This is a genomic window from Variovorax sp. (assembly GCF_035634955.1).
GTDB lineage: Bacteria > Pseudomonadota > Gammaproteobacteria > Burkholderiales > Burkholderiaceae_C > Variovorax.
The window spans coordinates 288,000-310,323 of record NZ_DASQBZ010000025.1 but is presented as its reverse complement, the minus strand read 5'-3'; the positions used below and the strand labels follow the sequence as shown (position 1 = coordinate 310,323).

The 22,324-nt window shown below is 67.9% G+C and carries 22 protein-coding genes; 10 read left to right on the top strand and 12 right to left on the bottom strand.

The features are described from left to right. The first annotated feature begins 40 nt into the window (after positions 1-40). Entirely contained in the window at positions 41-346 is a 306-nt protein-coding gene (gene rpsT, locus VES41_RS15755) for a 30S ribosomal protein S20 (protein ID WP_324818805.1), read from the top strand. A 160-nt stretch (positions 347-506) separates the two neighbouring features. Here the strand turns inward: rpsT and VES41_RS15750 are convergent, their stop codons facing one another. The 4 genes from VES41_RS15750 to VES41_RS15735 all read right to left on the bottom strand — a co-directional run bounded on the left by VES41_RS15750 (position 507) and on the right by VES41_RS15735 (position 3,672). Continuing rightward, on the bottom strand, positions 507-1,010 hold the full coding sequence (locus tag VES41_RS15750) for a heme-binding protein (RefSeq protein WP_324818803.1): 504 nt from the start codon (positions 1,008-1,010) through the stop codon (positions 507-509). Between the two features lie 120 nt (positions 1,011-1,130). Beyond that, entirely contained in the window at positions 1,131-1,805 is a 675-nt protein-coding gene (locus VES41_RS15745) for a response regulator transcription factor (RefSeq protein WP_324818800.1), read from the bottom strand. Further along, entirely contained in the window at positions 1,802-3,301 is a 1,500-nt protein-coding gene (locus VES41_RS15740) for a sensor histidine kinase (protein WP_324818797.1), read from the bottom strand. Before VES41_RS15740 ends, VES41_RS15745 begins: the two co-directional genes overlap by 4 nt. Before the next feature lie 23 nt (positions 3,302-3,324). Next, positions 3,325-3,672, bottom strand: coding sequence for a DUF3579 domain-containing protein (locus VES41_RS15735; RefSeq protein ID WP_324818794.1), 348 nt, complete (start codon positions 3,670-3,672; stop codon positions 3,325-3,327). A gap of 203 nt (positions 3,673-3,875) precedes the next feature. Between VES41_RS15735 and VES41_RS15730 the strand changes: the two genes are divergently transcribed. The 6 genes from VES41_RS15730 (at position 3,876) to VES41_RS15705 (ending at position 10,187) form a co-directional block, all read left to right on the top strand. Beyond that, on the top strand, positions 3,876-5,069 hold the full coding sequence (locus VES41_RS15730) for an aspartate aminotransferase family protein (RefSeq protein ID WP_324818791.1): 1,194 nt from the start codon (positions 3,876-3,878) through the stop codon (positions 5,067-5,069). 9 nt (positions 5,070-5,078) lie between these two features. Continuing rightward, the gene (gene argF, locus VES41_RS15725; protein ID WP_324818789.1) at positions 5,079-6,008 is read left to right on the top strand and encodes an ornithine carbamoyltransferase; all 930 of its coding nucleotides are present in this window, start codon (positions 5,079-5,081) and stop codon (positions 6,006-6,008) included. A gap of 87 nt (positions 6,009-6,095) precedes the next feature. Further along, a complete protein-coding gene (gene kynB / locus VES41_RS15720; RefSeq protein ID WP_324818787.1) occupies positions 6,096-6,770 on the top strand; it encodes an arylformamidase in 675 nt (224 codons plus the stop codon). Further along, positions 6,767-8,044 carry a kynureninase gene (gene kynU / locus VES41_RS15715; protein ID WP_324818784.1) on the top strand — a complete coding sequence of 426 codons (1,278 nt, stop codon included), beginning with the start codon at positions 6,767-6,769 and terminating at the stop codon, positions 8,042-8,044. The genes kynB and kynU overlap by 4 nt, the downstream gene beginning before the upstream one ends. Beyond that, positions 8,041-8,898 (top strand): tryptophan 2,3-dioxygenase, encoded by an 858-nt coding sequence (gene kynA, locus VES41_RS15710; protein ID WP_324818781.1) that lies wholly within the window; start codon positions 8,041-8,043, stop codon positions 8,896-8,898. The genes kynU and kynA overlap by 4 nt, the downstream gene beginning before the upstream one ends. A 44-nt stretch (positions 8,899-8,942) precedes the next feature. Continuing rightward, positions 8,943-10,187 (top strand): SMI1/KNR4 family protein, encoded by a 1,245-nt coding sequence (locus VES41_RS15705; protein WP_324818778.1) that lies wholly within the window; start codon positions 8,943-8,945, stop codon positions 10,185-10,187. Between the two features lie 10 nt (positions 10,188-10,197). On the opposite strand, the gene VES41_RS15700 is transcribed toward VES41_RS15705, so the two are convergent. The 8 genes from VES41_RS15700 to VES41_RS15665 all read right to left on the bottom strand — a co-directional run bounded on the left by VES41_RS15700 (position 10,198) and on the right by VES41_RS15665 (position 19,775). Further along, the gene (locus tag VES41_RS15700) at positions 10,198-10,737 is read right to left on the bottom strand and encodes a hypothetical protein (RefSeq protein ID WP_324818776.1); all 540 of its coding nucleotides are present in this window, start codon (positions 10,735-10,737) and stop codon (positions 10,198-10,200) included. Positions 10,738-10,760: 23 nt separating this feature from the next. Further along, positions 10,761-12,110 (bottom strand): hypothetical protein, encoded by a 1,350-nt coding sequence (locus VES41_RS15695; RefSeq protein WP_324818773.1) that lies wholly within the window; start codon positions 12,108-12,110, stop codon positions 10,761-10,763. Next, positions 12,098-12,661, bottom strand: a complete 564-nt coding sequence (locus VES41_RS15690; protein ID WP_324818770.1) for a hypothetical protein — start codon at positions 12,659-12,661, stop codon at positions 12,098-12,100. Before VES41_RS15690 ends, VES41_RS15695 begins: the two co-directional genes overlap by 13 nt. A gap of 340 nt (positions 12,662-13,001) precedes the next feature. Further along, entirely contained in the window at positions 13,002-14,189 is a 1,188-nt protein-coding gene (locus VES41_RS15685; protein ID WP_324818766.1) for an FAD-dependent monooxygenase, read from the bottom strand. A gap of 9 nt (positions 14,190-14,198) precedes the next feature. Further along, positions 14,199-14,513, bottom strand: a complete 315-nt coding sequence (locus VES41_RS15680; protein ID WP_324818764.1) for a DUF6587 family protein — start codon at positions 14,511-14,513, stop codon at positions 14,199-14,201. Between the two features lie 10 nt (positions 14,514-14,523). Continuing rightward, on the bottom strand, positions 14,524-16,401 hold the full coding sequence (gene feoB, locus VES41_RS15675) for a ferrous iron transporter B (RefSeq protein ID WP_324818761.1): 1,878 nt from the start codon (positions 16,399-16,401) through the stop codon (positions 14,524-14,526). Then, the gene (locus VES41_RS15670) at positions 16,394-16,684 is read right to left on the bottom strand and encodes a FeoA family protein (RefSeq protein ID WP_324818758.1); all 291 of its coding nucleotides are present in this window, start codon (positions 16,682-16,684) and stop codon (positions 16,394-16,396) included. The genes feoB and VES41_RS15670 overlap by 8 nt, the downstream gene beginning before the upstream one ends. Positions 16,685-16,907: 223 nt before the next feature. Beyond that, positions 16,908-19,775 (bottom strand): aconitate hydratase, encoded by a 2,868-nt coding sequence (locus tag VES41_RS15665; protein ID WP_324818756.1) that lies wholly within the window; start codon positions 19,773-19,775, stop codon positions 16,908-16,910. Positions 19,776-19,925: 150 nt separating this feature from the next. On the opposite strand from VES41_RS15665, the gene VES41_RS15660 reads away from it, so the two are divergent. From VES41_RS15660 to VES41_RS15650, 3 genes are all read left to right on the top strand, one after another. Next, positions 19,926-20,771, top strand: coding sequence for a helix-turn-helix transcriptional regulator (locus VES41_RS15660; protein WP_324818754.1), 846 nt, complete (start codon positions 19,926-19,928; stop codon positions 20,769-20,771). A gap of 595 nt (positions 20,772-21,366) precedes the next feature. Next, positions 21,367-21,858: a peptide-methionine (R)-S-oxide reductase MsrB gene (gene msrB / locus VES41_RS15655; RefSeq protein WP_414719164.1), complete on the top strand. Its 492-nt coding sequence runs from the start codon at positions 21,367-21,369 to the stop codon at positions 21,856-21,858. Positions 21,859-21,985: 127 nt separating this feature from the next. After that, positions 21,986-22,321: a cupin domain-containing protein gene (locus VES41_RS15650; protein ID WP_324818751.1), complete on the top strand. Its 336-nt coding sequence runs from the start codon at positions 21,986-21,988 to the stop codon at positions 22,319-22,321. The last annotated feature ends 3 nt before the right edge of the window (positions 22,322-22,324 follow it).

Genomic DNA, 22,324 nt, shown 5'->3' with positions numbered 1-22,324 from the left:
GCTTTGCTGCAACATCCTCAAACACGAAGGATATTCAATCATGGCCACTAAGCCGAAGAAAAAGAACCCGCGCCTGGCGTCGGGCCGCAAGCGCGCCCGCCAGGACGTCAAGCTCAACGCCGCGAACTCCTCGCTGCGCTCGAAGTACCGCACCGCCGTCAAGAACGTCGAGAAGGCTGTCGTCGCCGGCGACAAGACCAAGGCCGCCGAACTCTTCGCCAAGGCGCAGAGCATCGTCGACACGATCTCCGACAAGGGTATCTTCCACAAGAACAAGGCCGCTCGCGACAAGAGCCGCCTGGCTGCCAAGGTCAAGGCCCTGGCAACCGCTCAAGCCGCCGCCTGAGGCTTTTCACCAGGCAACCACCCGCCCGGACCGCTCGCCGGTCCGCCGTTTGATCGGGGTGCGCTGCAGCAAAGACGAAAAAACCGCCTTCGGGCGGTTTTTTCATGGGCGATCGAAAAGAAGCAGCCCCAGCGAGCCGCGGCGCCTGCCGCGGCCGGGCTCAGCCCAGGTCGGCCTTGACCTTGTCGAGCGCCGACTGCGCGCACTGCTCATCCAGGTGACCGCCGGGCGCACCGCCGACGCCCACGGCGCCGATCACCTCGTTGCCCGCCTTGATCGGCAGGCCACCGCCGAGCAGCAGGAAACCGGGGATGTCGGTCAGTTGGGCCGCGCCGGCGTTTTTCTGCGCGTTTTCCTGCATCGCCTTGGTCGGCGCCTTAGCCGAAGCAGACGTAAATGCCTTGCGTTCGCTCGCGGCCAGCGTGTGCGGACCGGCATTGTCGGCACGCTGGACGGCGCGCACGGTGCCGGCGCGGTCCACCACAGTAGCGGCCACGGCATAGCCGTTGGCGGCGCAGGCGGCCACCGACTCGGCGGCGATGCGGTTGGCCAGGGCCAGGGAGATGTTCTTCTCGGTGCGCACGGCGCTGTCCTGCGCCTGGGCGGCGCCGCAGGCGGCAATGACGAGCGAGGCGACAACGGCGAGGCGGGCTTGAATCTTCATTCGGGTCTTCCGGTTGGCTTGGATGAGAGGGATGCGGCAGCGTGGCGCCACCGTCCCTGCATTGTTCGAAACCCGGCCCCTTGCGGCCATTCGTACGCCTACGCGCGGATGTGCGTAGTTCTACGGAGCCGGCGGCGGGCGGCCGCCATTGGCGTCGCCGTCGGCCAACTGCGCAAAGCTGCGGATCAGCTGCGCCAGCGAGTCGCATTCGAGCTTGGCGAAGATGCTGGCGCGATGGCTTTCCACGGTGCGAGGCGACAGCGAGAGCACCCGGGCAATTTCCTTGTTCGACAGGCCGCGCACGATGTGGCGCAGTACCTCCTGCTCGCGCTCGGACAACAGGCCGAAACGCACGCGCGCCGCCTCGTCCGCCTGGCGCCGTTCGCGCGAGCGCACGTGGCGCCGCACCGCCTGGCGCAACGCCTCGAGCAATTCCTCGTCGTCCACCGGTTTTTCCAGGAATTCGGCGGCACCGGCCTTGAAGGCGCGGCGGCACATCTCGACCGTGCCATGGCCGGTGAGCATCAGCACCGGCTGGTCCACGCCCTGAGCGACGAGCGTCTCCAGCACTGCCAGGCCGCTCATGCCGGGCATGCGCACGTCGAGCACGATCGCGCCGATTCCGTGGCGATCGAAGGCGTCGAGAAACTGCCGGGCGTCGCTCCAGGGCTGCACGCGAAGGCCGATGGTGCCGATGAGCAGCGCCAGGCCATCGCGCACCGCCGCGTCATCGTCGACGAGGTGGATCAGCGGCGACTGGGTTGCCGGCGGCAAGGTGTTCTGTGCAAGGGTCATGCGCGGAGCAGGCGCAACGTGAAGCAGGCGCCGCGACCATTCTCGCCGGGCCCGGCCTCGAGCGCGCCGCCCATCTCCTGCGCCAGCGTCTCGCACAGGCTCAGGCCAAGGCCCAGGCCGTCGGCGCGGGTGCTGAAGAAGGGCTCGAAGATCCGCGGCAGGACGTCCGGCGCGATACCGGGGCCGTTGTCGCAGATGCGGACGACGCAATGCCGGGCGTCCAGCGCGCCCCAGCGCAGTTCGATGCGGCGCGGGCCGCTGCCCGCCGGCGCCTGCGACAGCGCCTGCATCGCGTTCTGCAACAGGTTGTGCAGGATCTGCTCGAGCGCGACCGGGTCGACACTGGCGCGCAGCGCCTGCGCGGGCGGCTCGCCCTCGGCGTGCCATTGCACCTCGACGCCTTGGCGCGCCCGCTCGGGCTCGACCAGATCGAGCGCGCGCCGCAGCACCGGCTCGAGCAGCACGGCCTCTTCCCGGCGGGCTCCCGCCGGGCGCTCGATGGCCCGCCGCAGGCGGCCGACCACCTCGGCGGCCCGGCGCGCCTGGTCGGCCGCCTGCCCCATCGCGGCCTGCGCCGTCTGCAGGTCTTCGGCCGAGGCCGCCGGGTCGGCCAGCAGCCGGCGCGCGGCCTGCGTGTTGGCAAGCACGGCCGTCAGCGGCTGGTTCAATTCGTGCGCCATGCCCGCCGCCAACTCGCCCAGGGCGTTCAGGCGCGCCACCTGCGCGAATCGGGCCCGCTCCTCGGCACGGCGCCGGGCGCTGCGCTGGCGCACCAGCGCGCGCGCTGCCACCAGCGCGGCCGCCACCACAGCGCACCACGCTCCCATGGCAGCCCAAGGCAACTCGCCCAGGCGTACCGGCCGCTCGGCCAGGACTTCGAAATCCTGGCTCGGCGAGGCCAGCGTCTTGTGGAAAGCCAGGTGCCACGTGCCCGCCTGCGACTGCCCGGGCTGGACCACGAACTGTTGACCGCCGGCGCCGCTCAACGCCACCCGCACGGGGCTGCTGCGCGGGTCCATCGGCCAGTCGGCCCACGGCACGGCCCGGGCGAGGTCCACCTCCAGCGCATAGCTGACCGGCTGCGCCGCCATCACCAGCCAGTAGCGGCCGGCCGCCAGATCGCCCGGCCCCAGCGCGGCGCGCTTGGCGTCGCGCGACACGCGCTCGGCGTCGCCGAGCCGGGGATCCGGCCAGGCATCGTCGCCGCTGCGCCGCCCGACCGCCCGGATGCTCGGGTAGACATGGCCCAGGCGCTGCTCGGCGGCGCGTCGGTCGTCGGTGCTGCCCAGAAGCGCCAGCGTGGCCAGCACCGCGTCGTACTGCACCACCTGCTGGCTCAGCAGGCGATGCACGATGCGCGCCTGCGTGTCGAAATCGTCGGAGATGGCGCGCAAGCCGTCGCGGGCGATCCAGACTGCGCCGGCAAGCCCGAGCGCCAGGCCCGCCAGCCACCAAAGGCCGTTGCCGGCCCATCGGGAGATCGGCGGGGCAGGCATGGGCGCGGCCGCGGCTTGCCGGCCTACCGCTTGCCGGACGGCGGCGCCACGCCGGGGGCGGGCGGCGCATCCGGCACGAGGCAGGCCTCGGCCATCTGGAGGTTGTTGTCGCGCGCGAAGTTGATGACGAAGTCCCACGCCATCGGGTCGTACTCGCGCAGGGCCTGGTTGACCACGACGCACTTGACGCCGTTGATCACCGTGGGCACGCACCACGGCGAGTAGCTCAGGTGACTGCCCGGCACCGCGCCGCCAGGCCGGAAGGAGCACATCACGCCTGCCAAGCGCTCGGCCCAATCGCTCGGCCTGAAGGTGCGGCCGTCATGGGTGATGCCCTGGATGAAGATTTCTTTGGCGTTGGGAGAAACCATGTGTGCGGGAGGGAGCGCAGCAATGTTGCGGCGCACAAGGGATTCTACCCGTGCGACTCATCCGCTCGCGAGCGCGGGACACATTGCCATGCGCCCGCGCCGGGACATTGCTGTGATGCGCAATCGTCACCGAAGGCCCGGGGGCCGGCGCCTAGAATTTGCCTTCGCCTTCCCTTTTGTCCGTCCCTCGAATGGAGCCCCGCATGAGCGACACCGCCCAGCCCACCTCGCCCCACGTCATGAACACCTACGGGCGCCTGCCGATCGCGCTGTCGCACGGCCTGGGGTGCCGCGTGTGGGACACCGCGGGCAAGGCCTACCTCGACGGCCTGGGCGGCATTGCCGTCAATACGCTGGGCCACAACCATCCGGAACTTGTGCCGGCGCTGCAGGACCAAGTCGCCAAGCTGATCCACAGCTCCAACTACTACCACGTGCCAGGGCAGGAAACGCTGGCGGCGAAGCTGGTCGAATTGTCCGGCCTGACCAACGCCTTCTTCTGCTGCACCGGCTTGGAAGCCAACGAGGCGGCGATCAAGCTGGCACGCAAGTTCGGCCACGACAAGGGCATCGAGCGCCCCGAGATCGTGGTGTACGAGCATGCCTTCCACGGCCGGAGCATCGCCACGCTGTCGGCTACCGGCAACCCGAAGATCCAGGCCGGCTTCGGCCCGCTGGTGGAAGGCTTCATCCGCGTGCCGCTGAACGACGTGGATGCGCTCAGGAAGGCCACCGAGGGCAATCCGAACGTGGTCGCGGTCATGTTCGAAACCATCCAGGGCGAAGGCGGCATCCACCCGATGCGCTTGGAATACCTGCGCCAGGTGCGCCAGCTGTGCGACGAACGCGACTGGCTGATGATCATCGACGAGGTGCAGTGCGGCATGGGCCGCACCGGCAAGTGGTTCGCGCACCAGTGGGCCGGCATCGTGCCCGACGTGATGCCGCTGGCCAAGGGTCTGGGCTCGGGCGTGCCGATCGGCGCCGTGGTGGCCGGTCCCAAGGCGGCGGGCATCTTCGGCCCCGGCAACCATGGCACCACCTTCGGCGGCAACCCGCTGGCGATGCGCGCGGGCATCGAGACCATCCGCATCATGGAAGAGCACCGGTTGCTCGACAACGCCCGGAATGTGGGCGGCCACCTGAAGGCGGCGCTCGAGCGCGAACTGGGCGGCCTGGCCGGCGTGAAGGAGGTACGCGGCCAGGGCCTGATGCTGGGCATCGAGCTCGACCGTCCCTGCGGCGTCATCCTCAACCAGGCCTGCGAGGCCGGGCTGCTGTTGTCGGTGACGGCCGACAGCGTCATCCGCCTGGTGCCGCCGCTCATCCTCAGCCAGGCCGAGGCGGACGAGATCGTCGCCATCCTGGTGCCGATCATCAAGCGGTTTCTCGCTTAAATTGCAGCCATGAGCAATACCGCAACCTCGATCCGCCACTATCTGCAGTTCGCCGACTTCACGGCGGACGACTATGCCTACCTGTTCGAGCGTGCCGCGATCATCAAGCGCAAGTTCAAGGCCTACGAGAAGCACCAGCCGCTGGCCGACCGCACGCTGGCGCTGATCTTCGAGAAGGCCTCCACCCGCACCCGCGTGAGCTTCGAGGCCGGCATGTACCAGTTGGGCGGTTCGGTGGTGCACCTGACGACCGGCGACAGCCAGTTGGGACGGTCCGAGCCGATCGAGGATTCGGCCAAGGTCATCAGCCGCATGGTCGACCTGGTGATGATCCGCACGTTCGAGCAGACCAAGATCGAGGCCTTCGCGGCGCATTCGCGCGTGCCGGTGATCAACGGCCTGACCAACGAATTCCACCCGTGCCAGATCCTGGCGGACATCTTCACCTACATCGAGCACCGCGGCTCGATCCAGGGCAAGACCGTCGCCTGGGTCGGCGACGGCAACAACATGGCCAACAGCTGGCTGCAGGCGGCCGAGGTGCTGGGCTTCACCGTGCATGTCAGCACGCCGAGCGGCTACGAGGTCGACCAGTCGGTGGCCGGCATCCGCTCGGGCAGCAGCTACAAGGTCTTTCGCGACCCGATGGAGGCCTGCCGCGACGCCGACCTCGTCACCACCGACGTCTGGACGAGCATGGGCTACGAGGCCGAGAACGAGGCGCGCCGCAAGGCCTTCGCCGACTGGTGCGTCGACGAGGAAATGATGCGCGCTGCGCGGCCCGACGCCCTGTTCATGCATTGCCTGCCCGCGCACCGTGGCGAGGAAGTGCAGGCCGAGGTGATCGACGGGCCTCAATCGGTGGTGTGGGACGAAGCCGAGAACCGCATGCACGCGCAGAAGGCGCTGATGGAATACCTGCTGCTGGGACGGCTGTAAGGCGCTTCGCGCCAGGGCGCAAATCGATGCGCTTTCGTTGGAAATAACCGACACCACGCCCCGCGCGTCGGCGCTACCTTTGGCGCCATGTCTTCTTCCGCTCCACCTCGCCTGTGGGATATATCGCCGCCGGTGCACGACACGGCGCCGGTGTTTCCCGGCGACACGCCCTATCGCCAGCGATGGGCCGCCACCCTCGGTCCGGGCTGCCCGGTCAACGTCAGCGAAATCACGCTGTCGCCGCATGTGGGCGCCCACGCGGATGCGCCCCTGCACTACGACCCCGAAGGTGCGGCCATCGGCGAACTCGATCTGGCGCCGTTTCTCGGCCCGTGCCGCGTCATCCACGCCATCGACTGCGGCCCGCTCGTCGAATGGCGGCACATCGCACATGCCGTCGATGACGCACTGCCCGCTCGGGTGCTGGTGCGCACCTACACGCGCATGCCGGTCGAGCGATGGGATCCGCAGCTGGCTGGGTATGCGCCGGAGACCATCGAGGCGCTGGCCGACCGCGGCGTGCGCCTGGTCGGCATCGACACCGCCAGCATCGATCCGGCCGACAGCAAGCGGCTGGACAGCCACCAGGTGATCCGGCGGCGCGGGCTGCGCGTGCTGGAAAACCTCGTGCTCGATGCGGTTCCCGAGGGCGACTACGAACTCATAGCCCTGCCGCTGCGATTGACGCAGGCCGACGCGTCGCCGGTGCGCGCCGTGCTGCGCGAACTCCTTCTCTCCTCCTCCAAGCAGCCCCTCGCATGAACCTTCAGGACAGCCAGCGCCTCGACGCGCAAGATCCGCTCGCCGCGTTGCGCGCACATTTCATCCTGCCGCCAGGCGTGATCTACCTGGATGGCAATTCGCTGGGCGTACTGCCGGCCGCCGCCCCGGCGCGCATGGCCGAGGCCGTGCGGCAGGAGTGGGGCGACGGCCTCATCCGCTCCTGGAACACCGCCTCCTGGTTCGACCTGCCGCAACGCCTGGGCGACAAGGTGGCCCGCCTCATCGGCGCCGCGCCCGGCGAGGTGGTGTGCACCGACAGCACCTCGATCAATCTGTACAAGGTGCTGTTCGCCGCCATTGCGCAAGCCAAGGCCGACCCGCGCCGCCACCTCGTAGTGAGCGAACGCAGCAACTTCCCGACCGACCTGTACATTGCCGAATCGCTGTGCGAGATGCACGGGCTCGAACTGCGGCTGATCGACGAAGGCGAGCTGCCGCGCGTGCTCGACGACACCGTGGCGGTGCTGATGCTGACCCACGTCAACTACCGCACCGGTGCCATGCACGACATGGCCGCCGTCACCGCTGCCGCGCACGCGGCCGGGGCGCTGACGGTGTGGGACCTGGCGCACAGCGCCGGCGCCGTTCCGGTGGCGCTGAACGACAGCCGGGCCGACTTCGCGATCGGCTGCGGCTACAAGTACCTCAACGGCGGCCCCGGCGCACCAGCCTTCGTCTGGGTGAACACCCGCCACGCGGACCGGTTCCGCCAGCCGCTGTCGGGTTGGTGGGGACACGCGGCCCCGTTCGAATTCACCCCGCACTACCGCCCGGCGCCAGGGATCGGGCGCTACCTGTGCGGTACGCAGCCCATCCTCTCGCTCAGCGCGCTCGAATGCGGACTCGACAGCATGCTGGCGGCCGAGCCGATGGGCGGCATGGCCGCGCTGCGGAGCAAGTCCCTTGCCCTGACGGACGCCTTCATCGCGCTGGTCGAAGCGCGTTGCCCGGGCCGCTTCACGCTGGTCACGCCGCGCGAGCATGCACGGCGCGGCTCGCAGGTGTGCCTGTCGCTCACCGCCGCGCAGTCGCCGACGCAGGCCTACGCCATCGTCCAGGCCCTGATCGCACGCGGCGTGATCGGCGACTATCGTGCCGGCGATGCGCACACGCCTGACATCCTGCGCTTCGGTTTCACGCCGCTGTATCTCGGCTTCGAGGACGTGTGGCGCGCGGTCGATCACCTGGTGCAGGTGCTCGAGCATGACGAATGGCGCCGCGACGAGTTCAACCAGGTCAACGCCGTCACATGAACAACACAACCGACAAGGGCGCCCCGGAGCGCATCGTCGAGGAAGAGAAGGCGCAGCTCGACTTCAGCGCCTCGATGAGCTACGGCGACTACCTGCACCTGGACCAGGTGCTCGGCGCGCAGCATCCGCTGTCGCCGGCGCACGACGAGATGCTGTTCATCATCCAGCACCAGACCAGCGAACTGTGGATGAAGCTGATGGTGCACGAACTGCGCGCCGCCATCGGCTGCATCCGCGACGACCGCCTGCCCGACGCTTTCAAGATGCTGGCCCGGGTCAGCCGGATCATGGAGCAGCTGGTGGGCGCCTGGTCGGTGCTGTCGACCATGACGCCGCCCGAGTACACGGCGATGCGGCCGTACCTGGCCAGCTCCAGCGGATTCCAGAGCGCGCAGTACCGCTGCATCGAGTTCATGCTCGGCAACAAGAACCCGGCCATGCTCAAGCCCCATGCGCACCGGCCCGACCTGCTCGCGATGGTCGAAGCCGCCTGGCGCGCGCCGTCGCTCTACGACGAAGCGCTGCGGCTGCTGGCGCGCCACGGCCTTCCGGTACCGGCCGACCGCGTGCAACGCGACTGGACGGCGCCGTACGAGGCCAGCGACGGCGTCGAGGCCGCGTGGCTGTCGGTCTATCGCGATCCGCAGGCGCATTGGGACCTCTACCAGCTCGGAGAGAAGCTCACCGACATCGAAGACGCTTTCCGGCTCTGGCGCTTCCGTCACGTCACCACGGTGGAACGGGTGATCGGCTTCAAGCGCGGCACCGGCGGCACTGGCGGGGTAAGCTATCTGCGCAAGATGCTCGACGTGGTGCTGTTTCCGGAGATCTGGAAGCTTCGCACCGATTTGTAGAACACTCGCGTGCCGACGCGGCGCGCCCTGCCTGGAGGCCTCGCATGGACGACGCGTTCTTTACTTCCGACGAACTGGCTCAACTGCGCGCGCACGGCATCGTGATCTTTGCCGGCCGCGTCATCTTCGATGCGGCCGCACCGATGAGCGCGCAGCAGTTGGCGGCCATCGAAGCTGCCGCCGCCGGCCCGCTGCCGCCCGCACTGCTCGCCTTGTGGCGCCTGACCGACGGCGGCGCGCTCGACTACGACCTGACGGTGCGCATGAACGGCTGCGAAGAGCCGGTCAATATCGCCGAACTGTTCGGCCATGGCGCCCAGGGCATGCGCGACCTGCCCGGCTGGCTGGTGTGGGAGCGCGAGCATGGCATCGACCCGCCCGCCGGCGCCGCGGCACCCGGACAGCTTGCCGCCCTGCCGATCGGCGGCTTCGAGGACACCGATCGCCTCTACGTCGTGACCGCTCCGCAGCATCAGGCCGGCCACGTGCTCGCGTGGAAGCAAGGACTGCCGGCCGCGTGGCCGCACGCCATGCACGAGGACGGGTTGGCCACGGTCGCGGCCGATCTCGAAAGCGCCTTCGCCGCGTTGCACCTGGGCGAAGACCCGCTGGCCCCGGCCGGCGACTATTTCACGGGGCAGGCCCTGCTCGACTATCTGGACGAGCGCCACGGGGACCAAGGACTCGACCTCGACCTGTGCGACAAGGTGGTCGATTTCTACCGCCGCGCGTTGGTCGACTGGCGCTCGCCCCTTGCCGAAGGCCGCCTTGCCGAGCAGCCGGAGCTGGTACGCCAGGTGGCGCTGCGCCATGCGGTGGCGAGCGACGACGCCGGCCTGGTGAACGAACTCGCCACGGCCGGCATGCGCTTCGACGCGCCGCTGCATGGCAGCGCCCTGCCGGTGGACCTGGCGCTGGCGCACGGCGCCTACGAAGCCGCGTCCGCCCTGGTGGCGGCCGGCGCGCCTGTCAGCGTGGACGCGCTCGATGCCGTCGAGGGCGCGATATCGCCTGAACTGACACGCGAACTGCTGGCGCGCGGCGCCCGCCCCGGCGTGCAGGCCATGGCGCGCTGCGTGGCATTCGGCGCACCGGCGGCGGCACGCGAGATCGCCCAAGCCTATGCCCGCACCCACGACGACCTGAGCGAAGCCTTCGATGCCGTTCGCGCCGAACTCCTGCGCGACCTCGAAACCAGCCTGGACGACGCACGCCGCGAAGCGGCGCCGCCGCAATCCGGCGAAGTGCTGGCCGAGCGCATCGCGCATCTGCGCGACTTTGCGCTCTAGTGGCGTCGCGTCAACGCGGTTTGACAGGCAAGTACGCGCCAAAGCGCTTGTCCTTGCCATTCACTTTGGCGCACAACTGATCGCCGCACAGGGTCACATCAGCCCGGTTGTATGCCTGGAGCAATTCCGCCGAGATCTGGTTGCGGCTGATCTCACGGTAGTAGTGCGTTGAAAGCCAGGCGCCTCCTCCCCACAGCAGCACCAGACCGCCCAGCGTCGTGGCAACCATCTTCCACACCAGATGTCGGTGAAGCGACTCCGCGCGCTGAACCTGGGCGGCCAGCGCCTGCGATGCCCGCTGCAGTTGCTCGCCCGCGAGACGCAGGCGCTGTTCGTAGGCAGCGACGGGCTGCCCGATGCCGGTGCGTACACTGTCGACCACTTCGCGCGGCAGCGCCCGAAGTTGCTCGTCAGCGCTTTGCTTCACTGCACCCGGCACGGCCTTCACAACCTCGCGCAGTTGCTCGCTGGTGTGCACGCAGCGGCGATCGAACGTCTCGACCAGCGCGGCCATGCGGCTGACCAAGCTGGCGACGGATTGGTCGTCCATTCTCTGCTTCCTCTTTCTCCCGATTACCTGTGCACGGGCATCACCGCTGCCTCATTGCCTAGCGCCTCCATTTGCCGGTTGCGCTGCTGTTGCCGCCATTGCTGCGCGGCCAATAACTCCTGCATATCCACATCGGCCTTCGCCTGCGCCGTCGATGCGCGGCCGGCCGGCAGGTCCGCCAATGCCTGCGTCATCTTGCGGAACATTGCATCGTCTCCCGATACAGCCGCCTGGAGCATCCTGTCCATGTAGGCGCCTATGTCCTGCGTCGGGGACAAATCGCCCTGGTCGTTCGGTGGCGGCGATTCCTGTGCGCTGGACGCTTTTCCGTTCCGATGACGCGTCGCGGGACGGTACTCGTGGGTCTCGTGCGTGTGATCGAAATGCTGCCGTTCCGGAGGGGAGCCGCTCAGATCGAGATAGGGCATGCGAAGGCTGTCATCCCCCAGGTCAAGGCCGTTTTCTTCAAGCAACTTTTCGGAAAGGCCAAGAAGCGCCATGTCAATGGCGATATGGGGCATGACGCCGCCCCTGGAACTGGCGTAAGCAGCTTCCATCTGCACGATCCATCCGATTGCGCTTGCGGCGTAGTAGTTGACGTAGTCTGAATTGCCGTGAAAGCCTAGGCGGGTCGCCGTAGCTTTCTTGTCGAAATAGTTTCTCCCCATGGCTTCCACGTTCTCACGGGTAGGCGTGATTGTCAGATCCGAGTTCAGGGCCAGGTTGGATTTCGGGGTGCGGCCGGCATCGCCCGGCCCCAGACTTCTTTCAAGAAAATCTGAAACACGAGATGGCGCCATTCTGAAAACACTTCTCAAGGACGGCTCTGAACTGCCTTTCTTGATGGCACTCACCACAGCGTTCCAACCTGCAATCTCCGCTGCCGCTTCATCACGACGATGGCCGGCCAGACGTGCTGCAAGTACTGCCGTGTAGTCATGAACGGTAGCGTCGCTTTGCGCGATGGCTTGCGCTGAATCCTCGAACTCGCGGGCCCTCTTCGCTTGGCCGTCGGCGTTAAATGCATGTTGCAATTCGTGCCCGAGGACGAAGATGGCCTCCCCTGACTCGTAGGGCTGCAATTTCGGCGTGGTGAGTGAGGCAAGGGACAGATGAATGCTCTTGTCTTCCGGATGAAAGGCGCCCCCTGCATGTGGATCGTTCAGGCCGGCGAACCCGCGCAAATACCCCAGCCGCGCCGACTCGTTCAACTGGCGCGCAAGTTCTGGCGATTGATCAAGAATTGCGCGAAGATTGCTTACCTGATCCGCCGTAACCGCTGGATGACGAGCGAAGTCGTCCAGGATAAGCCGCGCTGCCGGATGGAGCTCAGACACGACGCGCTCCCTTTCTTTTTTGATCAGTCGATCCATACCGACTGGACACATTGATGCTTGGCGTTGTCCGACGATTCGCCCCTAGGAATGACCTTGATTGCAAATCCCCGCCGTCCGGACGTGGGACGGAAATACTCGTAAAGCAACCTGCCGTGTTCAGGGCGCGGCGGTGGGCGGTAGGTCCTTCCGTCAGGCAGCGGCCTTGGCGCGGCGGAAGGAGGAGCCGAGTCGTAATGGGATTCGTGCTCATAGCCCAATGCTTCCAGCTCGGTTGCGAACCCAGCGAAGTCCAGTTTGCAGATGTCCGTCATCGGTGGCGATGCACCGGGACGATGTGCGAACCGAAATGTCAATCCCCATGTACCAAGCGCCTTTTGCACTTCGATCACGTATGTCCAATGTTGCGTGAGCCACGCCCCGACGCCGTAGCCCTCCTCCCAGTACTTCACTGGACCGCCTTCCATGCCTTCCAGTCGCTCGGGCGTGAAGTCTTCAACTGACTCACTGGAGCGAATGAGTTCCAGCAGTTGGCGCAGCACCTGTTCGGCATTGAATCTCGAAGGTTTGATGACTTCTGTGTCGGGCATGGTGCCGGCTCCTGTTGTGCTGGATGTGGATGCCGCAGCGGCCGATCCGGCTTGATGCGCGCACGCCGTCAGTGCCAATGCTGCTACCGAGAACAACATCGACGCGGCGACACGACGCAGTGCGGATGCGCACGGCGTCGGCGCACACGAATCCGATGTCTGTGTGGTGATCGTGACCTCCCTTCCCAGCCTCTTGCGGCGACGCGCGGCCGCCCTATTCGATGCTATCGGCTGCAGCGCTGCGTGCATAGCGCTCAACCATCCGCATCGGTTTGCGCTCACCGACACACAAACATCGTTTCTGCTTTGCGTGCATTGCGCCGTGAAGGCGCTTGGACGTCTACTGGCGATACAGCCACGGCGCGTCCAGCAGGCGCGCGCCCAACAGGCGCATCGCGCTGTCGCGCGCCAGGCGCAACGCGCCGCCGGCGTGGAAGATGGTGGCGTTGGCGCGAGCGCGCCGCTGCACTTGCGCATTGCGCTGCCAGCGCGCGGCGGCGTAGCGCGCAAAGGCCGCAGGCAGTGCGGCGGCGTCGGCGTCCTTGGTGTGCTGGGCCAGCTCCACCGCATCTTCGATGGCCATGCCGGCGCCTTGGGCGAGGTACGGCAGCATCGGGTGCGCTGCGTCGCCGAGCAGCGCGATGCGCTCACGCGCCATGTCCTGCGGCCCCTGAAGCGGCGATCGATCATGCAGATGCCATGCGCGCCATTGCGGCATGGCCTCGATCAGTGCCCGCAGCCCACCACACAGGCATGCGATGGCGCGGTGCAATGCATCCAGGTTGGCCTGTTGATCCCAGCTTCGCGGATCGGTGGTGGCGGTGCGCGGCTCGTTCTCGGTCAGCACGACAAGGTTGAAGCCTTCTGCGCGTTGCACCGGGTAGGCAACGGCATGCATGCGCTCGCCGAGCCAGACCTGCACGTCCGGGCTGCGCAGTCCGGACGGGAGCGCCTCCATGGCGCACAAGGCCCGCCAGGCCGTGTGCCCGGTCGCACGCGGCGGCGCCGATGCCTGCACCACTCGCTGGCGCACCGTGCTCCACAAGCCGTCGGCGCCGACCAGCGCGTCGCCTTCCCAGGCCCGCATGTCGTCGGTGGCCACGGTCACCCTGGCGCCGTGGTCGGCTGCATGGATGATGCCGGCGCCGGTGTTCAGCGTGACGCCGGCGCGCGCCTGCGCCGCGCCGAGCAGCACCCGGTGCAGGTCGGCGCGGTGGATGCAAAGGTAGGGACTGCCGTACTTGCGTTGCGCCTCGGCGCCGAGCGGCATGCGCGCCAGCAGTCGGCCATCATCGGCGCTCCGGACGGCCAGGCCTTGCGGAGTGGCCGCCAATGCGCCGACGTCGTCCAGCAGGTCGAGCGCGCGCAGGCGACGGGTGACGTTCGGGCCGAGTTGGATGCCGGCGCCGACCTCGGCGAATTCCACTGCGCGCTCGAGCACTTCGACGCGATGGCCTCGTCGCGCCAGCGCCACTGCCGCCGCCAGGCCGCCGATGCCGCCACCGGCCACCAGGATGTGGGCCGACATGCGCGCGTTTCAGGGCAGGCGCATGAACCGCACTTCGGTCTGCGCGGCGCGTCCCTTGGCGGGGTGCGCGGGGTCCGTGGCGTCCGCGCCGCCGCCCTTGCTGGCGCAGGTGGGGGCGCAACTGTCGCAGGCGCCGCACCCGCTGCTCTTGGCGAGCGACCGCGCGAGCCGGTCGGCCTGCTCGGCATCGACCAGGCCGGTCCGCTGCGATCCTGCAGCCACCTGCCCTGCCGCGGCACGGCGCCACCGCGCGGGCATCCAGCGCCAGGCCAGGTAGAGCCCGGCCACGAGAACGATCAGGGCGACGATGACTTCTTGAATCATGGCGAATGGATCAGCCGGCTCCCATGGCCAGCGCGATGCGGTAGGTGATGAAACAGGCAACGTAGGCCAGTCCGAACAGGTAGCCTGCCATGATCCAGACATAGCGCCAGGAATTGGTTTCGCGTTTCACTGCCGCCAGCGTGGACAAGCACTGCGGCGCGAACACGAACCACACCAGCAGCGAAAGCGCGGTGGCCAGGCTCCAGGTCTGGGCGATCAGCGGCTGCAGCTGGCCGGCGACGTCGTCTCCGGTGGCCGACAGCGCGTAGACGGTGCCCAGTGCACCCACCGCCACCTCGCGCGCGGCCATGCCCGGCACCAGCGCGATGGAAATCTGCCAGTTGAAGCCGATGGGCGCGAAGACGTGCTCGAGCCCGCGCCCCAGCATGCCCGCCAGGCTGTACTCGATGGCCGGTCCGGTAGCGCCCTCGGGCGGCGACGGGAAGGTCGACAGGAACCACAGCACGATGGTCAGGCTCAGGATGATGGTGCCGACGCGGCGCAGGAAGATCCAGGCGCGCTCGTACAGCCCCACCAGCAGGTTGCGCACGCTGGGCCAGCGGTAGGCTGGCAGTTCCATCATCAGCGGCGAACGCTGCGCGGTGCCGCGGAACAGCTTGGCCGTCCAGGCCACGGCCATCGCCGAGACGATGCCGAATACGTAGAGGGCGAACAGCACCAGGCCCTGCAGGTTGAACAGCCCTCCGACCGTGCGCTCGGGGATGAACGCGGCGATCAGCAGCGCGTACACCGGCAGCCGCGCCGAGCAGGTCATGAGCGGGGCGATCATGATCGTGACCAGGCGATCGCGCCAGTTGCTGATGGATCGCGCCGCCATCACGCCCGGAATGGCGCAGGCAAAGCTCGACAGCAGGGGGATGAACGAGCGCCCGGACAGGCCCACGGTGCCCATCAGCCGGTCGAGCAGGAAGGCTGCCCGCGGCAGGTAGCCCGAATCCTCCAGGGCCAGGATGAACAGGAACAGGATCAGGATCTGCGGCAGGAAGATGATCACGCCGCCAGCGCCGGCGATGACGCCGTCCACCAGCAGGCTGCGCAGCATGCCCTCGGGCATGACCGACTGCAGCCATCCGCCCACGGCCGAGGTCGCGCCGTCGATGGCGTCCATGGGCACGGCTGCCCAGCTGAACACGGCCTGGAACATCAGGAACATGGCGGCAGCCAGCACCAGCATGCCCCACACCGGGTGGAGGACGACGCGGTCGATGCGGTCGCTGGTGGCCAGGCTGCCGACGGGCTCGCGTACGGCGGCGGCCAGAATGCGTCGCACTTCGCGCTGCGTGGCCAGCACGTCTTCGAAGCCGGGCGCCTTCCACGTGGAAGGCCGCGCCTGCTCCACAGGCGCGTCGAGCGCCGCCAACAGGCCGCTGGCACCGCCCGCGGTGACGCCCACCGTCTCGATCACCGGCACACCGAGTTCGCGCTCGAGCACGGCGCGGTCGACGGCGATGCCCTGCTTGCGGGCCATGTCGCTCATGTTGAGCGCCACCACCATGGGCAGCCCAAGCGCGCGCGCCTCGAGCACCAGGCGCAGGTTCAGGCGCAGATTGGTGGCGTCGGTCACGCACACCAGCAGGTCGGGCATGGCTTCCTGGCTGCGGCCGGTGACGACGTCGCGCGTCACGGCCTCGTCCGGGCTGAGCGGATTGAGGCTGTAGGCACCAGGGAGGTCGAGCACGAAGACGCTGCGGCCCGACGGCGTGCGCAGCAGGCCTTCCTTGCGCTCGACCGTTACGCCGGCATAGTTGGCCACCTTCTGCCGGCTGCCTGTCAGCAAGTTGAACAAGGCGGTCTTGCCGCAGTTGGGATTTCCCAGCAGCGCGATTCGCGACGCAGCCTGCAGGTTGCCGGCGATTGCTTCAGCCATGATGCTCGGCTCCCGGCGTGACGTGAATCAATGCCGCCTCGTGGCGGCGCAATGCAAAGGTGGAGTGTCCCAGGCGGATCGCCAGCGGTTCGCGACCGGGCACGCCGGTGGCCATGATGCACACGGCTTCGCCGGGCACGAAACCGATCTCGGTCAGGCGCAGCGCCAACTCGCGCAGTTCGGGGTCGTCGCGGCGTTCCACGTCGAGTACCGTGGCCCACTGGCGGATGGGGAGCTGGTCGAGGCTCAACGTGGCCACGGCGGTACCGTTCAATGTTGTCATCTTCACCCGCGGGCTCTTCTCATGATGCAGAAAATGAGAATTATTCTCGAAAAGAGTTCCCGAGGGAATGCGAGGCCATTGGCCCGGCCAGGGCAAGGCCCCCACCCCGGCCCGGGCAAGGCGCCCGGACAGGGCGGTCAGAAGACGAAGGCGCCCGGCCCGTCCCAGTCGGAGGCGCGCCTCGGCCGGAGCCGGCAGAGGCGCCCGGAGGCGACGCTGGCGGTCAGCCCGCCAGCAACTGGCGCAGCACGAACGGCAGGATGCCGCCGTGGCGGTAGTAGTCGACCTCGATCGGCGTGTCGATGCGCAGCCGCACGGCCACCTCCTGGACGGCGCCGCCGGCGCGGTGGATCATCAGGCGAACGTCCATCTGGGGCTCGATCTCGCCGTCCACCACCACATCGATCACTTCGCTGCCGCGCAGGCCGAGCGACTCCCATGAGTCGTTGCCCTTGAACTGCAGCGGGAGTACGCCCATGCCCACGAGGTTGGCGCGGTGGATGCGCTCGAAGCTGCGCGCGATCACCGCCTTGATGCCCAGCAACTGCGTACCCTTGGCCGCCCAGTCGCGGGACGAGCCGGTGCCGTACTCCTCGCCGCCGAAGATGACGGTCGGCACGCCCGCGGCCATGTATTTCTGCGCCGCGTCGTAGATGAAGGTCTTTTCGCCGCCCGGCTGCATGAGCGTCACGCCGCCTTCCTCGCGCGTGCCGTCGGGCAACGCAGGAATCATCAGGTTCTTGATGCGCACGTTGGCGAAGGTGCCGCGCATCATCACCTCGTGATTGCCGCGGCGCGAGCCATAACTGTTGAAGTCGGCCTTCATCACGCCGTGCTCCTTGAGCCAGCGGCCGGCGGGGGAATCCTCCTTGATCGAGCCGGCCGGCGAAATGTGGTCGGTTGTGATCGAATCGCCGAACAAGGCCATGATGCGCGCACCCTTGACGCCGGCATCGGCCGCCGGCGGCTGCATGGCGAAGCCTTCGAAGAACGGCGGCTCTGCGATGTAGGTCGACTTGGGCCAGTTGTAGACCTGGCCGGTCACGCCCTTGATGCTGGTCCACAGCTTGCCGGGTTCGGCGCGGACCTTGTCGTAGTTGGCCCGGAAGGCCTTGGCGTTCATCGCAAGGCGCAGGTTGCCGTCGATTTCCTTGGCGCTGGGCCAGATGTCGCCCAGGTACACGTCCTTGCCGCCCGTGCCCTTCCCGACCGGCTGGGTCATCAGGTCGACCATCACGTTGCCGGCAATGGCGTAGGCCACCACCAGCGGCGGCGAGGCCAGGAAATTGGCCTTCAGGTTGGGATGGATGCGCGCCTCGAAATTGCGGTTGCCCGACAGCACGGCCGCGCAGACCAGGTTGTTGCGGGTGATCACCTCGTTGATCTCAGGCGCCAAGTCGCCCGCATTGCCGATGCAGGTGGTGCAGCCGTAGCCGGCCAGGTAGAACCCCAGCTTCTCGAGGTAAGGCAGCAGGCCGGCCTTTTCCAGGTATTCGGTGACGATGCGCGAGCCGGGCGCCAGCGATGTCTTCACGTGCGGCTTGACCTTCAGGCCGGCCAGCACTGCCTTCTTGGCCAGCAGGCCGGCAGCCAGCATCACGCTGGGGTTGGAGGTGTTCGTGCAGGAGGTGATGGCCGCGATCAGCACGTCGCCGTTGCCGATGGTCACGGCCGCGCCGGGCGCGCCGGGCGCCGTCGCGCCCACGTGTGCGGCAGCGGGCGTGGGACGGTTCGCCTCCATCTCCACCACCGGCATCGGGGCGCCGGGCTTGGGCGATGGCGGCTCCTGCTCGGCCGCCTCGCCGATGGCGGTCAACGGGTGGCGTGCGTGCAACTGCTCGCCCGGCTGGCCGAATCCGTTGGCCGATACCGGCTGGCTATACAGGTCGGCGAACTTGTGGGCGAGCGCCCCCAGGTCGATGCGATCCTGCGGGCGCTTCGGGCCGGCCAGACTGGGCGTGACGCTGCCGAGATCCAGCTTCACGATCTGCGTGTAGTTGAGCTCACCCGGCGCCGGCATGCCGAACAGGCCCTGGGCCTTGTAGTAGGCCTCGAACAGCTCGATTTCCTCGTCCGTGCGGCCGGTGCCGCGGAAGTACTCCACGGTCGCCTCGTCCACCGGGAAGAAGCCCATGGTGGCGCCATATTCCGGCGCCATGTTGCCGATGGTGGCCCGGTCCGGCACGGGGATGGACGCGGCGCCGGGGCCGAAGAACTCGACGAACTTGCCGACCACCTTGTGCGCCCGCAGGATGTTGGTCACGTACAGCACCAGGTCCGTGGCCGTGACACCCTCGCGCAGCCGGCCGGTGAGCTCGAAGCCCACCACGTCCGGGGTGAGGAAGTACACCGGCTGGCCCAGCATGGCGGCCTCGGCCTCGATGCCGCCCACTCCCCACCCGACCACGCCGATGCCGTTGATCATGGTGGTGTGGCTGTCGGTCCCGACCAGCGAATCCGGGTAGTACACCGGCGACCTGGACAGTTCCTGGGCGTTCTTGTAGACGCCGCGCGCCAGGTACTCCAGGTTGACCTGGTGCACGATGCCGAACCCCGGCGGCACCACGCGGAAGGTGTCGAAAGCCTGCATGCCCCATTTCATGAACTGGTAGCGCTCGTTGTTGCGCTGGAACTCCAGTTTCATGTTCAGGTCGAGCGCCTTGGGCGTGCCGTAGTGGTCGACCATCACCGAGTGATCGACCACCAGGTCCACCGGCACCAGCGGCTCGATCGTCTTGGGCGACTTGCCCAGCGCCTGCGCCACGCTGCGCATGGCGGCCAGGTCGGCCAGCAGCGGCACGCCGGTGAAGTCCTGCAGCACCACGCGCGTGACGACGAAGGGAATCTCCTCGGTCCGCTCGGCGTTGGGCGCCCAGTGCGCGAGCGCCTCGATGTTCTTCGGACTGACCCGCTGGCCGTCGCAATTGCGCAGCACCGATTCGAGCACGATGCGCAGCGACACCGGCAGCCGGGCGACATTGGGATACTTTTTGGCCAACTCGGGCAGCGAGTAGAACTGCCCGGTCTTGCCGGACTTCGTCTTGAACGACTTGAGCGTGCCGGCGAAGGCATGCGCCGAAACCTGTGTCATGGACAACTCCTTTTCTTATTGGGCAGGCCGTGGGGCCGCGGATGCCTATGAAGATAGCAGGGAACGACGACGTCCGGGCGTCACCGCTCGAGGGCCGGCATGACCTGCAAGGTCATGTCCGGCATGACGGCAGGCCCTAGCATCCGCACCATGAGCCCACACGCTGCATCGCCCGCCGCCACCGCCCCCTTCGGCCTGCACCTGCGCCATTGGCGCCACAAGCGCCGGCTGAGCCAGCTGGACCTGGCCAACGAGGCCGAAGTCTCGACCCGCCACCTCAGCTACGTGGAGACCGGCCGCGCCATGCCCAGCCGCGAGATGGTGCTGCGCCTGGCCAACCGGCTGGACGTGCCGCTGCGCGAGCGCAATGCGCTGCTGGTGGCTGCCGGCTTTGCCCCGATGTACCGCCAGCGGGCGCTGGATGACCCTGCCCTGTCCGCGGCGCGCCGCGCGGTCGAGCTGGTGCTCAAGGGACACGAGCCCTTTCCCGCCCTGGCGGTGGACCGCCACTGGAACCTGGTGGCAGCCAACAGCGTGCTGCCGCGCCTGCTGGACGGCGCGGCTACCGACCTGCTGGCGCCGCCGGTCAATGTCTTGCGGCTGAGCCTGCATCCGCAGGGACTTGCCCCGCGCATCGTCAACCTGGGCCAGTGGCGCGCGCACCTGCTCGAGCGGCTCGACCAGCAGGTGGCGACCACCGGCGACGAAACCCTGGCCGCCCTGCGCACCGAACTGGCAGCGTATGCGGCGCCCGCCGGCGCCGACGCCCCGTCGGCAGGCGGCGACCTGGCCGGGGTGGTCGTGCCGCTGCAGTTGCGCGTGGGCGAGGCGGTGCTTTCCTTCATCAGCACGACCACCATCTTCGGCACGCCGGTCGACGTCACGCTGCAGGAACTGGCGGTGGAGTCGTTCTTCCCCGCCGACACCGCCACTGCCTCAGCGCTGGCGGCCATGCACGCGTGCGGGGCAACCTCGGGCGGCCCTGCCGGCGCATGACGCGGCGGCCGCGGCGTCACGGCGTGCCAGGCTTGCAATCGGCCGGGCCGGCGCAAACTCCATAGGGTTGCGCGCCACACTGGCCGGACATGAATCAAGGAGGAAAAGCATGAATACACGTCTCGACTACGCCGCCACCGCCGACGGCTTCGCCCCCCGCGCACAGCCGTTGGGGGTCGAGCGCTGGGCAGGTCCCAGCGGACAACCCCTGGCACAGTACGGGCTCGAACAGATGGGCGACGGCTACAAGCTGATCTTCTGTTTCCAGCACGCCTGTCCCGGCTGCCATACCCACGGGTTTCCCAGCCTGGTCAAGCTGGTGGAGCGGACACGAGGCCTGAATCTGCGCATTGCCGCCGTACAGACGGTGTTCGAAGACTGGGAGGGCAACACCTTCGACGCCATGCTGCGCGACCAGGCGCGCTACGCCCTGCTCATCCCCTTCGGGCACGACGACGGCACGGGCCCCGGCAGCGCGGGCTCCGTGCTGATGCAGCGCTACGGCAATGGCGGCACGCCATGGTTCATCCTGATCGATCCGCAGGGCAACGTGGTCCACTCCCACTTCCGCATCGACGTCGACAAGACGGTGTCCATGCTGCAGCGCGCGCAGTCCGAAACGTCCTCGAGCCCGAAGGGCACGCCCAACTGGGCAGACGTGGTCCGGTGGGCCAACCATGGCAATCCGCCCCCGCCGCGCCGCGTCGAGAAGACGCAGGACGAATGGCGCCAGGCGCTCGACGCCGACGTGTTCCGCATCACGCGCCAGCAAGGAACAGAAGCCGCGCACAGTTCGGCCATGTGCGGCCTGTTCGAGCCCGGGCGCTACCAATGCGCCTGTTGCGACACGCCGCTGTTCGACGCCGGCTCGAAATTCAAGAGCCGCTCGGGCTGGCCCAGCTTCACGCAGCCCCTGACCGAGGGCGTGGTGGGCCATCACATGGACAACAGCCACGGCATGCGCCGCATCGAGGCAACCTGCCAGGTATGCGACGCCCACCTCGGCCATGTGTTCCCGGACGGCCCGGAGCCGACGGGCCTGCGCTACTGCATCAACGCGCTGGCGCTGAAGAAGGCCGCCGACTGAACCGCGCCCACGCCGGAATCTCGCAGGCGCGTTCGCCTGCAGCCTGCCCGGGCGATCGTGTTAATTTCGAAGTGCGCAGCGGCACGGGTTGCCGTCGCGCATGTTCAACTCAAGGAGGAAAAACACGATGGAAAGCAAGTTCAAGAAGTACAAGATCAACGACGACATCACCCTGCAGGTGATCTCGTACTCGGACGACGCGACGAGCGCCAGGCTCTGGTTCACGGGCCCGGGATTCCCTTCCACTCACCATCACCTGCACACGGAGACCAACGTCGTCGTGTCGGGTGAGTTCGAGGCGACCAGCGGCGATCGGGTTTACAAGGCGGCGGCCGGTGAAACCGTCCGGATCGAATCGAACGTCGAGCACAACATGAAGTGCCTGACGCCGACCGCGGAGATGATCTCGAGCTGGACACCAGCCCGCCAGGACCTGATCGAGAAATACACCGAGTTGGCCTGACCG

Coding starts and splice junctions, on each gene's coding strand:
- rpsT (WP_324818805.1), top strand. CDS start 41: ATGGCCACTAAGCCGAAGAAAAAGAACCCGCGCCTGGCGTCGGGCCGC.
- VES41_RS15750 (WP_324818803.1), bottom strand. CDS start 1,010: ATGAAGATTCAAGCCCGCCTCGCCGTTGTCGCCTCGCTCGTCATTGCC.
- VES41_RS15745 (WP_324818800.1), bottom strand. CDS start 1,805: ATGACCCTTGCACAGAACACCTTGCCGCCGGCAACCCAGTCGCCGCTG.
- VES41_RS15740 (WP_324818797.1), bottom strand. CDS start 3,301: ATGCCTGCCCCGCCGATCTCCCGATGGGCCGGCAACGGCCTTTGGTGG.
- VES41_RS15735 (WP_324818794.1), bottom strand. CDS start 3,672: ATGGTTTCTCCCAACGCCAAAGAAATCTTCATCCAGGGCATCACCCAT.
- VES41_RS15730 (WP_324818791.1), top strand. CDS start 3,876: ATGAGCGACACCGCCCAGCCCACCTCGCCCCACGTCATGAACACCTAC.
- argF (WP_324818789.1), top strand. CDS start 5,079: ATGAGCAATACCGCAACCTCGATCCGCCACTATCTGCAGTTCGCCGAC.
- kynB (WP_324818787.1), top strand. CDS start 6,096: ATGTCTTCTTCCGCTCCACCTCGCCTGTGGGATATATCGCCGCCGGTG.
- kynU (WP_324818784.1), top strand. CDS start 6,767: ATGAACCTTCAGGACAGCCAGCGCCTCGACGCGCAAGATCCGCTCGCC.
- kynA (WP_324818781.1), top strand. CDS start 8,041: ATGAACAACACAACCGACAAGGGCGCCCCGGAGCGCATCGTCGAGGAA.
- VES41_RS15705 (WP_324818778.1), top strand. CDS start 8,943: ATGGACGACGCGTTCTTTACTTCCGACGAACTGGCTCAACTGCGCGCG.
- VES41_RS15700 (WP_324818776.1), bottom strand. CDS start 10,737: ATGGACGACCAATCCGTCGCCAGCTTGGTCAGCCGCATGGCCGCGCTG.
- VES41_RS15695 (WP_324818773.1), bottom strand. CDS start 12,110: ATGGATCGACTGATCAAAAAAGAAAGGGAGCGCGTCGTGTCTGAGCTC.
- VES41_RS15690 (WP_324818770.1), bottom strand. CDS start 12,661: ATGCCCGACACAGAAGTCATCAAACCTTCGAGATTCAATGCCGAACAG.
- VES41_RS15685 (WP_324818766.1), bottom strand. CDS start 14,189: ATGTCGGCCCACATCCTGGTGGCCGGTGGCGGCATCGGCGGCCTGGCG.
- VES41_RS15680 (WP_324818764.1), bottom strand. CDS start 14,513: ATGATTCAAGAAGTCATCGTCGCCCTGATCGTTCTCGTGGCCGGGCTC.
- feoB (WP_324818761.1), bottom strand. CDS start 16,401: ATGGCTGAAGCAATCGCCGGCAACCTGCAGGCTGCGTCGCGAATCGCG.
- VES41_RS15670 (WP_324818758.1), bottom strand. CDS start 16,684: ATGACAACATTGAACGGTACCGCCGTGGCCACGTTGAGCCTCGACCAG.
- VES41_RS15665 (WP_324818756.1), bottom strand. CDS start 19,775: ATGACACAGGTTTCGGCGCATGCCTTCGCCGGCACGCTCAAGTCGTTC.
- VES41_RS15660 (WP_324818754.1), top strand. CDS start 19,926: ATGAGCCCACACGCTGCATCGCCCGCCGCCACCGCCCCCTTCGGCCTG.
- msrB (WP_414719164.1), top strand. CDS start 21,367: ATGCTGCAGCGCGCGCAGTCCGAAACGTCCTCGAGCCCGAAGGGCACG.
- VES41_RS15650 (WP_324818751.1), top strand. CDS start 21,986: ATGGAAAGCAAGTTCAAGAAGTACAAGATCAACGACGACATCACCCTG.